The following is an 11,728-nucleotide window of genomic DNA, read 5'->3' as shown; positions in this document are numbered from 1 at the left end:
GCTAGGCTGTGACCATGTCTCTGCTTCGCTCTTTCGTCGCCTGTTTCTTTCTGGCCCCGACCGCCGAGGCGTGTGATCTTGCTTTGGCTCTGGCCGTTGATGTCTCGGGATCGGTGGATTCGAACGAATACCGCATACAAATGGACGGCCTGGCCGCTGGATTGCGTGACCCCATCGTCTCCGAGGCGCTGGTGCGCGGGAATGCGCGGTTGATGCTGGTCCAATGGACCGGAGCCTCTCGTCAGAAGGTGACGATCCCCTGGACACATATGGATAGCTTTGAAGCCATAGACAGTTTCGCCAGACAGGTGGCTGCGGATGCCAGAGTCTGGCGCAATTTTTCGACTGCAATCGGTGAGGCGCTTGAGACTACAATGTCCAGTTTCAGCGAGGTAACCGAATGCAAACGGCACTTGATTGATATCTCGGGTGATGGGGTTTCCAACGAAGGGGTTGAACCGTCCGAGATTCACGATGTGTTGCGTGGGAAAGGTGTCACGGTAAATGCCATCGCCATCGAGGAAAGCGAACCCGACTTGACGGCCTATTTCTTTGAGAACGTCATTGTAGGTGAGGGAGCGTTTGTCGTTTCGGCGGCCGGGTTCGAGGATTATCCGGCCCGCATCCGAAAGAAACTGTTGCGGGAAGTGACCCAGCAAACGGCCGGTCTGAAATAAGTGTGGCAGGGATTCGGAGCTGCAGGCGCTAACATCTGTTTCGTCTTATTTGATTTGTGATCACAAGAATATTTTGTGTGATCACTTTATCGCTTAATCTGTCATTTTGCGCGAATTCTGAGCTTTTTTGCAGCTGCAGCACGTGACAGTGTCGCAAAAACCAGTAAAACCTTCGGAAGCCAACCGAAAAGGAGCCGCCATGAGCGATGTAAATCGGGGCAACCGCCCGCTCTCACCGCATATCCGCATCTACCGCCCACAGATGACGTCTCTGTCGTCGATCATGGTTCGGATGACTGGATTGGCCGTGTTCGCAATCGCAGCACTTGTGGTGTGGTGGCTGTTGGCGGCGGCAACCTCTGAGGCGGCCTTTGCAGGCATAGACGGATTTCTGCGCAGCTGGTTCGGTGATCTTGTCATGACCGGAGCGGCCTGGGGTTTGTGGTACCACACATTGGGCCGGTTGCGTCATGTCTTTTGGGATTTCGGCTACTGTCTGGATGTCGATCTCTCTGAAAAGCTGGGATGGGGCATGTTCGTTGGTGCCACGATCCTGACCATCATCACCGTTCTTGTGGTTTAAGGAGACGTTCGATGCGATACCTGACTGACCGTAAACGCGCCGAGGGTCTGGGAGCGGGCAAATCCGGAACCCAAACACATTGGAACACAATGGTCCGGGCCATGATCCTGACTGTTCTGATTCCTCTCTTCATCTTCACATTTGGTGCGGGTCTGGGCGGAACCTACGAAGAGGTTCTAGCTTATTTCAGTCGCCCCTTCCCGGCGATCGTATGCGCGCTGACACTGATCGTTGCCCTGTTGCAGCTGATGTACGAAGCGCAGGAGGCCATCGAAGACTATATCCATGGTGTCGCCGAAAAAGTGACGCTGGTTGCGATGTGGGCGTTTGGCTACACGCTGATGGTTGCAGGGCTGTTCGCCCTGGTGAAACTCGCCCTGTGATGATGCGCGGTAAGGAATAAGAACAATGACAGCAGCATATGAATACGAAACCCACGAATACGACGTCGTTGTCGTAGGCGCAGGTGGTGCAGGTCTTCGCGCAACGCTGGGTATGGCGGAACAGGGTCTGCGTACGGCATGCGTGACCAAGGTGTTCCCGACCCGCTCGCACACGGTTGCCGCACAGGGCGGCATCGCGGCGTCGCTGTCGAATATGGGTCCTGACCACTGGCAGTGGCATATGTACGACACGGTCAAGGGCTCGGACTGGCTGGGCGACACCGACGCGATGGAGTATCTGGCCCGCGAAGCGCCAAAGGCGGTGTACGAGCTGGAGCATTACGGCGTGCCCTTCAGCCGGACCGAAGAAGGCAAGATTTATCAGCGTCCCTTTGGTGGCCACACCACCGAATTTGGCGAAGGCCCCGCCGTGCAGCGGACCTGTGCCGCCGCTGACCGGACCGGCCACGCGATCCTGCACACGCTCTATGGTCAGTCGTTGAAAAACAATGCTGAGTTCTACATCGAATATTTTGCCATCGATCTGATCATGTCCGACGACGGACAGTGTCAGGGCGTTGTCTGCTGGAAGCTGGACGATGGCACCATGCATGTGTTCAACGCCAAGATGGTGGTGCTGGCGACCGGCGGCTATGGCCGGGCGTATTTCAGCGCCACTTCGGCCCATACCTGTACCGGTGACGGTGGCGGTATGGTGGCCCGCGCGGGTCTGGCGCTGCAGGATATGGAGTTCGTTCAATTTCACCCGACCGGCATCTACGGCTCGGGCTGTCTGATCACCGAAGGTGCGCGGGGTGAGGGCGGGTACCTGACCAATTCCGAAGGCGAACGGTTCATGGAGCGCTATGCGCCTCAGTACAAAGACCTGGCACCGCGCGACTATGTCTCGCGCTCGATGACCATGGAAATCCGCGAAGGACGTGGTGTGGGTGCAGAGGGCGACCACATCCACCTGAACCTTAGCCACTTGCCTGCCGAGGCTTTGGCCGAGCGTCTGCCGGGTATTTCCGAAAGCGCCAAGATCTTTGCCGGTGTGGACGTGACCAAAGAGCCGATCCCGGTTCTGCCAACCGTGCATTACAACATGGGCGGTATCCCAACTAATTATTGGGGTGAGGTTCTGAACCCCACCGCCAAGGACCCCACCGCTGTGGTCCCGGGCCTGATGGCTGTGGGTGAGGCTGGCTGCGCCTCGGTCCATGGGGCGAACCGTTTGGGCTCAAACTCGCTGATCGATCTGGTGGTCTTTGGCCGCGCGGCGGCGATCCGGGCCGGCAAGGTTGTGGATGCCGATAGCGCCAACCCGGTTCTGAACCAAGGGTCGGTCGACAAAGCCTTTGATCGTTTTGACGACGTCCGTAACGCCAGCGGAGCGATCCCGACTGCCGATCTGCGGCTTGAGATGCAAAAGACCATGCAGGCTGACGCGGCCGTTTTCCGCACCGCCAAAACCATGGCCGAAGGCGTTGAAAAGATGACGGCGATTGCCGCCAAAATGGACGACCTGAAAGTCACCGACCGCTCGCTGGTCTGGAACAGCGATCTGATGGAAACGCTGGAACTGACCAACCTGATGCCAAGTGCGCTGGCCACCATCGTCGGTGCCGAAGCGCGCAAGGAAAGCCGTGGTGCCCATGCGCATGAGGATTTCAGCGAACGCGACGACAAAAACTGGCGCGTTCACACGGTGTCCCGCGTAGACGGTAATAAGGTTAACCTCAGCTATCGCCCGGTGATCGTCGATCCGCTGAGCACCGAAGCAGAAGGCGGAATCAGCCTGAAGAAAATCGCGCCCAAGGCGCGGACTTTCTGATGTGATTGGGCAGTCCGCGACCAACCACCGGACTGCTCAAGTTCTATGGGTAAGTAATATCTGTACTTAGCCAATCGGCTATGGCGAGATGAATGTTTCAATGTACTCATTCACATCGGCTTCAGAGATTTCCTGACGCTGTGCCAATATGTCGAGAATTTTCAGGCTGACATCTGTGAACCCAAAAACACCTTCGGTTAGAATTGCCAGTCGCTTTAGCATCTGGCTATTCAGCTCTGCAGGATCAGACAAGTCCCTGAGATAGATAATGTCCCCGTCCAGCATTTGTGTCGATTCAAAGTCCGAAAGAACTCCCGACCATTTCGATATGACCAGCCTGTTCTCGATATGCGCAAAACTATGGGGCAAAAACCCCAACTTTCTGAGAAATGTGTCAACCTCGCCAAAACCTGGCTGATTCTCGTACAATGGAAAAAACGATACTTCGGTCTGTATGGCGGCGACATTTTTCAGCGTGTTTTCCGCCGAGGTAAACACCGAAAGTTCGGCACCCTGAATGTCAATTTTCAGAAAATCCACTGGACCCAAACCTGCGATATCATCCAGCCGCTGGGTTTGCAGCTCCATACTGCCAATTTGCCTTGCAGCTTTGCGTAGGCCGCGCAGGTAAAAAAGTGTTTTTTCCCTTATTTTCAGCAAGGATGTCAAACCCGAGCCCTTGTAGATATTCAACAAGGCCGGTTTGCCGTCTCCGACTGCAAAGTTGAAATACTCTTCATTTGCACCTTTATTGCGGACGACCTCTTTCATCGTATTTTCCTGAGGTTCGAAACCGACGACATTGCAATATTTGTTCTTAAGTAGGTCACGGTAAGGGGCGTCATGGCGCATTGGATTGGCGCCAATATCGGCAATGCGTACAATACTGGTCAAATCCAGAAGATCGTACAAAGCAGAAATGCGGGCGCTGAAAAGATTATCCATTTCTTAGAACCGTAAGCGCTTCGGCCAACTTGCGGCTGATCCGCTCTGGCGCGCGTTCCTGAGCGAATTCGAAGCACGCCCTACGTTTTTCAGCGAGTTCTGAATCGGACATTTCCATCACCTTCATCATCATGCGGATCAGTCCTCGAGGGTTTTGTGCCGGATACAGTAGATCATGACAGGATTCCGGGGTCGTCTGCCGGTGGGGTTCAATGTCCGGGGCGACAACTGGCAAGCCAAAGGTCATGGCAAGCATTGCGGTTCCAGAGGTGAAGGTTTGTGTAGATGGCAAAACATAGGCGTGAGCTTGGGAAAAAACACTCGGAATAGCCTCATCTTCTACGCGTTCGCCTATCACGGTTACGTTTGAAATGGCGTCCAGCCGTCGTACCAATCGCCGACTGGGCCGGAAGACTCGGCCGACCACTGACATATGAAAGTCGAAACCCCTGTTGGTTAGCTTCCGGATGGCGAAATGAAGCCGGTCCAACTCGCGGTTTCCGCGCATCGCGCCAAAGGTCAAAAAATGGGTCTGATCGCGTGGTTGCATCAGGCGCGCAAGCGTGATTTCGGCGCTTTCATAAACTCCTAGATAGCTTGGGTGAGGGATCAGGCAAATCTTATTTGGTTCCGCGTCATATTGGGCGATCATATGTTGTCGCGCATTTGGGGTATGGACATGGATCATATCGACCAGCTCTGCCAACTTGCGTCGCGCCGCGTGAAATCCATCGTTGCCCTCACGCGCTGAATGCGCGGCGCGATTGTGAATGGTCCAGATGACGCGACCACCGTTTGATTTATACAGCTCAAGTCCCGACACGGCATCTTGAAACAGAGCGTTGTTCGCGGGATCTTCACCATCCTTGATCGGAAACAGCCTGTCATCCCATTGGATATGCAGGATTCCGTGTTCGGTCTGAAACTCTGGTTTCGCAATCTCTGCAAAGTTCAGCTGTTTCATTGCAGCTAGAGAAAACTCTGGCTCGCATGCGCTGTACATCATGTTTTGATAGGGGTTTTTGGTGCCATAGGGAATATTCAATACTCGTGTCTGCATACGGCACTCAGCTTTTGCTTTCTCGGGTGCAGACTCCATGCACATAAGCTCAATGTAAAGGTGAAATCACCCATCTTTATTGACTGTTTTCAAGGCTAAATGGTTGGCTTTCGCACTTGCAGCGTGTATCTATACACGGGAATTTAGCGAGGTCGGAAATGGTACAACTCACCCTGCCAAAAAATTCTCGGATTACCACCGGAAAGACATGGCCCAAGCCAGAGGGCGCGACGAATGTGCGCAAGTTCCAGATCTATCGCTGGAATCCTGACGACGGTCAAAATCCCCGGGTGGATACCTATTTCGTCGATATGGACAGCTGCGGTCCGATGATTTTGGATGCGCTGATCAAGATCAAGAATGAGATCGACCCAACCTTGACCTTCCGCCGGTCTTGTCGCGAGGGCATTTGTGGGTCCTGTGCGATGAATATCGACGGGATCAACACGCTGGCCTGTATCTATGGCATGGATGAGATCAAGGGCGATGTGAAAATCTATCCTTTGCCCCATATGCCTGTGGTCAAGGACCTGATTCCGGACCTGACCCATTTCTATGCCCAGCACGCCAGCATCATGCCCTGGCTAGAAACCAAGACTAACCGGCCTGCGAAAGAGTGGAAGCAATCCATTGAAGACCGCAAAAAGCTGGATGGTCTTTATGAATGTGTGATGTGCGCCAGCTGCTCGACTTCGTGCCCAAGTTATTGGTGGAATGGCGACCGCTATCTTGGCCCGGCGGCTCTACTGCATGCATATCGTTGGATCATTGACAGCCGAGATGAGGCAACTGGTGAGCGCCTGGATGAGTTGGAAGATCCGTTCAAGCTGTATCGTTGCCACACGATCATGAACTGCGCCAAAACCTGCCCGAAGGGTCTGAACCCTGCAAAGGCAATCGCCGAGATCAAAAAGATGATGGTCGAACGCACGGTGTGAGGCGGACTTGATCCATGTGCCTGCTGTGTTGCAGCAGGTGCAATTCCCATTTGCAAGAATATGTGGTGTGAACGCCTGCAGCCTGTCCTATGTTTGGCTCAGGGAGGAGTGATTATGTCACAATGGGATCACTCCGATGAGAACCAAAACCAACTCCGCTGATGCCGCCGAAGCCCTGGAATTGCTGGAACAGGCATGGGCCTATTATACGCCAGAAACGGTAATCCCCACTTCAGAGCGGATGCCAGAGCTGTTCGAATACGCAAATGCTGCCTGACCTGCGATTGCAGGGCTTGAAAACAACCGACTGATCAGCAAAGCAGGAGAATGCCTGTTATTCTTCTGCTTCTTGCTGCCGCCGTATTCGCCTATTTTCTGTGGCGCGCCCGCACTTCGTCACTGACACGTGAATGCCGCTGGCGCCAGCACCGAAAAGAAGGGCAATGGGTCTGTTCGTTTTGCGGTGCTCAGACCGATGGGGCGGAAAGCCCCAAGCAGTGTTTAAAGGGATCGACCGGTAGATAGCCGATGCGGGACAGGGTCGACCCTGCCCCAACCCGTTTGCTAAGCTTTTGGAAACGCCGCCTGAAGTGCGATCTCAACCATGTCGCCAAAGCTGCTTTCACGTTCGGACGATGGCAGAGCTTCTCCTGTCAGCAAGTGGTCGGAAACGGTCAGCACGGCAAGGGCCCGGCACTTGTGGCGCGCGGCCAGGATGTAAAGTTCGGCGGCTTCCATTTCGACGCCCAGAATGCCGTGACGCACCATCTGTTCGTTCAGATCGGGACGTTCATCGTAGAATACATCCGAGGAATAAATCCCGCCAACATGAGTTGGTGTTCCTATGTTTGCCGCAGCCTGAAGGGCGGCCTGCAACAGGCTCCAATCCGCGCAAGGTGCAAAGTTGAGCTCTTTCATGATCCCCCGAGACGGCGTGCTGAGCGTGGTCGAAGTCATAGCCAAAATGACATCACGAATGTTCACACTGTCCTGCATCCCGCCACATGACCCTATACGGATCAAAGTTCTGGCGCCAAAATCGCGGATCAATTCATTCACGTAAATTGACAGCGAGGGCATTCCCATACCGCTGCCTTGAATCGTGACCGGATTACCTTTCCAAGTTCCGGTGAAGCCCAACATGCCACGCACGTCATTCACCAGTTTGGCGTTATCCAGAAAAGTTTCTGCAGCCCATTTTGCCCGGTAAGGATCACCGGGTAAAAGAACTGTTTCAGCGATTTCGCCTTTTTCGGCGCCTATATGAATCGTCATTTCGTTATCAATTCCATTCAGATTTCCATATCCGAAATATCCGCTCCGGCTTTCAAAGCTTCGTGTACCCAATGCGGCTTGCGACCGCGTCCCGACCAGGTTTGATCGTGGTTGGATGGATTTCGGTATTTTGCTTTTGTTTTCGATATCTTAAGAGATTTCGAGGACCCATCAGAAAGTTCGGAAAGGGAAAACCCAAATTCCGCTGCGGCTTTCTGAGCGGCTTTCAAAGCCTCTTTCCTATCACGTCTTTCGGCTGCTTTCAGCGCCACATCTACATTGGCACGCAATTCCAACAGTTCATTGCGCGTCATCTTTTCGAGATTCATTCCCATTTACATTCCCCTGATGTTACCGAATTACAATGTCCCCGAAGAGTCACCGTAGTTCTAAAAGCATCCATTATCTATCCCTTTCGCGAAGGCGATAGATACGGGGAAAATGGGTGGCAAATCGGCGGTTATTCAGCGGCCAGGTTTTGCGGATCAACCAAGGAAACTATGTCGCCCATGATTGCATTCAACTCGAAGTTTTTTGGCGTGTAGATTTTGGCCACACCCATCGCTTTGAGCTTTTCAGCATCGTCATCAGGGATAATGCCACCGACAACAACAGGAACACCGTTCAGGCCCGCCTCGCGCAGACGGTTCAGAACGTCCTGAACCAACGGTATGTGACTGCCGGACAGAATCGACAGGCCGATCACATGGGCTTTGTCCTCGATTGCGGCGGCCACAATTTCCTCGGGTGTCAGACGGATGCCGTCATAGCTGATGTCCATACCGCAATCGCGGGCGCGGAAGGCGATCTGTTCAGCGCCATTTGAATGGCCGTCCAGACCGGGTTTCCCGACCAGGAATTTCAGGCGACGTCCCAGCTTGTCACTGACCGCGTCAACGGCCGAGCGCAAGTCCTCCAGCCCTTCGGTTTTGTTTGAGACCGAGCCGGAAACGCCGGTCGGGCCGCGATATGTGCCATAGACTTTGCGCATCTCTTCGGCCCATTCGCCGGTGGTGACGCCAGCCTTGGCGGCGACGATTGACGGCTCCATTACATTCGCACCGGATTGTGCGGCCTCACGCAAAGCGGCCAGCGCTGCTGCAACTGCCGCGCCATCCCGTTCGGTGCGCCATTCGTTCAGGCGGTTGATCTGTTCCTGCTCTACTGCCGGATCAACGACCATGATGCCGCCGTCTTCGGTTTCCAGGGGTGAGGGCTCGCCCTCGACCCATTTGTTCACGCCGACCACAATGGTCTCGTTGCGCTCGATCCGGTTGAGGCGCTCTGCGTTGGAATCGACTAAACGGGACTTCATGTATTCGATCGAAGCGACAGCACCCCCCATCGAATCCAGGTTCGCCAGTTCGGCCCGCGCGCCCTGTTTCAATTCTTCGACTTTGGCGTCTACGGCCGGGTTGCCGTCGAACAGATCGCCATATTCCAGCAGGTCGGTTTCATAGGCAAGAATCTGTTGCATCCGCATCGACCACTGCTGATCCCACGGGCGGGGCAGGCCAAGGGCCTCGTTCCATGCTGGCAGTTGTACCGCACGGGCACGGGCCTTTTTCGACAAGGTAACCGCCAGCATTTCGATCAGGATACGGTAGACGTTGTTTTCCGGTTGCTGCTCGGTCAGGCCCAGTGAGTTCACCTGCACACCATAGCGGAAGCGGCGGAATTTCGGGTTTTCAACGTCATAACGTTGTTGCAGGATTTCATCCCAAAGATCCACAAAGGCGCGCATTTTGCACATTTCGGTGACAAAGCGGATGCCGGCATTCACAAAGAACGAAATCCGTCCGCACAATGCTGGGAAATCCTCGGCTGGGACGCGCGGGCGCAGCTCATCCAAGACGGCGATGGCTGTGGCCAGCGCATAGGCCAGCTCTTGTTCCGGCGTCGCGCCGGCCTCTTGCAGGTGATAGGAACACACATTCATCGGGTTCCATTTCGGCACATTGGAATAGCAATACTCGGCCACATCCGCGATCATCTTCAGCGACGGTTTCGGCGGGCACACATAGGTGCCGCGGCTCAGGTATTCCTTGATCAGATCGTTCTGAACCGTGCCCTGCAGTTTCGACACGTCCGCGCCCTGTTCCTCGGCAACCGCTATATAGAGCGCTAGCAACCAAGGAGCCGTGGCGTTTATCGTCATCGACGTGTTCATCTGTTCCAACGGGATCTGGTCGAACAAAACCCGCATGTCGCCCAGATGGCCGATCGGTACACCCACTTTACCAACCTCGCCGCGTGCCAGCGTGTGATCGCTGTCATAGCCGGTTTGCGTCGGCAGATCGAAGGCCACTGACAGACCCGTCTGACCCTTGGCCAGATTCCCGCGATACAGCGCGTTGGACGCTTTGGCGGTGGAATGACCGGCATAGGTTCGGATGAGCCAGGGGCGATCTTTCTGCGTCTGCGTCATAACTGGGCCTCGTATTGCGGGTGGGCAAGAAAATTACGTTCATGGGTTCTAAAGCGCAATTTTCGGGACATGTCAATTCGCTGCGTCGCGGCATTTCCGGTTGTGCCGATTGTGGGATGCAGCGATTGGTGGCAGGGTGCATTTATGACACAGACCGTGGAACTTCCGCTTTGGCTGTTTTTGTTGATCCTGGTATTTGCCGCGGTCACACTGGCCTCGCATTTTCTGTTTCCGTCTGTGCGGTGGTTTTTTCGCCGTAGGTTGGAGCGCGCAGTCAAACGCCTGAACACGCGCCTGCAGCGCCCGATACAGCCGTTCAAGCTGGCCCGACGCCACGATATGATTCAACGTCTGATCTATGATCCTCAGGTAGGGCAGGCCGTGCAGCAGCACGCACGTGAAGAAGGCATTCCCGAAGCGGTCGCCTTTGAGCAGGCCCAGCGGTATGCGCGCGAGATCGTGCCTTCTTTTTCCGCCGTTGCCTATTTCAGTATCGCCATCCGGTTGGCGCGGATTCTGAGCAACGCCTTTTATGATGTACGGCTTAGTTATCAGGATGAAGATGCCCTGAAAGATATTGATCCAAATGCGACAGTTGTTTTTGTGATGAACCACCGCAGCAACATGGATTATGTGCTGGTCACCTATCTGGCGGCCCAGCAATCGGCTTTGTCTTATGCTGTTGGCGAATGGGCGCGTGTTTGGCCGCTCAGTCGGTTGATTCGTGCGATGGGGGCCTATTTTATTCGCCGCAAGTCCGGCAGCGAACTCTATCGTCAGGTATTGGCCTGCTATGTCCGGCATGCCACCGATGCCGGTGTTACACAGGCCATGTTCCCTGAAGGCGGGCTGAGCCTGACGGGGGCCATGGCACGCCCCAAGCTGGGGCTTTTGAAATACATAATCGATGGTGCCAGGGTGGATGGGGCGGATGTGGTGTTTGTTCCCGTTGCGCTAAACTATGACCGGGTTCTTGAAGATACGATCCTGACCAAGGCCGCACTTGGCAATCAAAGGCAATTTCGTGCCCGAATCGGGGTTATAACTGGGTGGATGTTGAAACAGATAGGCAGGCGTTTGACCGGTCGCTACCAGCGGTTTGGATTTGCTGGAGTGCGATATGGTCACCCTATCTCATTGAAGGAATTCCGCACCGCCCATGACGATGTGATGACTGATCTCGCGCGCGAACTCATGCAACGGATCAAAGAAGCGATTCCGCAGGCGCCTGTTCCTGCAGCGTGCTGGCTGGTTCGCACCAAAGGAGAAATGCCCGAAGACGAGCTTAAAAGCTTGATCACCGGGTTTTTGCAACGTGACGGAACTTTGGGTGATCAGGATGAGTCCGCGGTTTCAGCTGCCTTGGATCAGCTGGTCGAACGCAGAATTCTGAAACGAGAAGGTGGGAAAATATCTCAATCCGGGCAAAGGGTTGATCTGCTCGACTACTATGCAGCCTCAGCCCCGATTGGCGACGGCTGGCCTGATGCTGCGGCAGCGAAAGAAGTTTCTGCAGGCGCTGGGTCATAAAATTACAAAAATGATGCAAAATCTATTGCATTATTTCCTTCAGGCCAATATCTCATCATCCAACGCAAGCGCTTC

Annotated in this window: 12 protein-coding genes; 7 read left to right on the top strand and 5 right to left on the bottom strand. The window is 54.6% G+C overall.

What is annotated here, in order from left to right:
• The first annotated feature begins 14 nt into the window (after positions 1-14).
• The 4 genes from AC2FH6_RS06395 (at position 15) to sdhA (ending at position 3,477) form a co-directional block, all read left to right on the top strand.
• A complete protein-coding gene (locus AC2FH6_RS06395; RefSeq protein WP_142635494.1) occupies positions 15-677 on the top strand; it encodes a DUF1194 domain-containing protein in 663 nt (220 codons plus the stop codon).
• A gap of 199 nt (positions 678-876) precedes the next feature.
• Entirely contained in the window at positions 877-1,260 is a 384-nt protein-coding gene (gene sdhC, locus AC2FH6_RS06390; protein WP_142635496.1) for a succinate dehydrogenase, cytochrome b556 subunit, read from the top strand.
• Between the two features lie 11 nt (positions 1,261-1,271).
• Positions 1,272-1,643, top strand: a complete 372-nt coding sequence (locus AC2FH6_RS06385; RefSeq protein ID WP_142635498.1) for a succinate dehydrogenase, hydrophobic membrane anchor protein — start codon at positions 1,272-1,274, stop codon at positions 1,641-1,643.
• A gap of 25 nt (positions 1,644-1,668) precedes the next feature.
• Entirely contained in the window at positions 1,669-3,477 is a 1,809-nt protein-coding gene (sdhA, locus tag AC2FH6_RS06380; RefSeq protein ID WP_496701746.1) for a succinate dehydrogenase flavoprotein subunit, read from the top strand.
• Positions 3,478-3,555: 78 nt separating this feature from the next.
• Here sdhA and AC2FH6_RS06375 read toward each other — a convergent pair whose 3' ends face one another.
• Positions 3,556-4,422 carry an FkbM family methyltransferase gene (locus AC2FH6_RS06375; RefSeq protein ID WP_496701744.1) on the bottom strand — a complete coding sequence of 289 codons (867 nt, stop codon included), beginning with the start codon at positions 4,420-4,422 and terminating at the stop codon, positions 3,556-3,558.
• On the bottom strand, positions 4,415-5,482 hold the full coding sequence (locus AC2FH6_RS06370) for a glycosyltransferase family 4 protein (RefSeq protein WP_496701742.1): 1,068 nt from the start codon (positions 5,480-5,482) through the stop codon (positions 4,415-4,417). Before AC2FH6_RS06370 ends, AC2FH6_RS06375 begins: the two co-directional genes overlap by 8 nt.
• Positions 5,483-5,640: 158 nt before the next feature.
• On the opposite strand from AC2FH6_RS06370, the gene AC2FH6_RS06365 reads away from it, so the two are divergent.
• Positions 5,641-6,420, top strand: a complete 780-nt coding sequence (locus AC2FH6_RS06365; RefSeq protein WP_142635506.1) for a succinate dehydrogenase iron-sulfur subunit — start codon at positions 5,641-5,643, stop codon at positions 6,418-6,420.
• Positions 6,421-6,556: 136 nt separating this feature from the next.
• The gene (locus AC2FH6_RS06360) at positions 6,557-6,697 is read left to right on the top strand and encodes a hypothetical protein (protein ID WP_185956642.1); all 141 of its coding nucleotides are present in this window, start codon (positions 6,557-6,559) and stop codon (positions 6,695-6,697) included.
• A 287-nt stretch (positions 6,698-6,984) separates the two neighbouring features.
• Here AC2FH6_RS06360 and deoD read toward each other — a convergent pair whose 3' ends face one another.
• The 3 genes from deoD to AC2FH6_RS06345 all read right to left on the bottom strand — a co-directional run bounded on the left by deoD (position 6,985) and on the right by AC2FH6_RS06345 (position 10,138).
• Complete coding sequence (deoD, locus tag AC2FH6_RS06355; RefSeq protein WP_496701740.1) at positions 6,985-7,695, bottom strand: purine-nucleoside phosphorylase; 711 nt, start codon at positions 7,693-7,695, stop codon at positions 6,985-6,987.
• Positions 7,696-7,712: 17 nt separating this feature from the next.
• Complete coding sequence (locus AC2FH6_RS06350; RefSeq protein WP_281995213.1) at positions 7,713-8,030, bottom strand: H-NS histone family protein; 318 nt, start codon at positions 8,028-8,030, stop codon at positions 7,713-7,715.
• A gap of 125 nt (positions 8,031-8,155) precedes the next feature.
• Positions 8,156-10,138, bottom strand: coding sequence for a protein meaA (locus tag AC2FH6_RS06345; protein ID WP_496701863.1), 1,983 nt, complete (start codon positions 10,136-10,138; stop codon positions 8,156-8,158).
• A gap of 129 nt (positions 10,139-10,267) precedes the next feature.
• Between AC2FH6_RS06345 and AC2FH6_RS06340 the strand changes: the two genes are divergently transcribed.
• On the top strand, positions 10,268-11,653 hold the full coding sequence (locus AC2FH6_RS06340; protein WP_142635515.1) for a 1-acyl-sn-glycerol-3-phosphate acyltransferase: 1,386 nt from the start codon (positions 10,268-10,270) through the stop codon (positions 11,651-11,653).
• Positions 11,654-11,728: the final 75 nt, after the last annotated feature.

The sequence above is a fragment of the Ruegeria sp. CDSC045 genome (genome assembly GCF_059610725.1).
Note: the sequence above shows the minus strand (reverse complement) of the source record. Positions and strands in the feature narration are given on the sequence as shown.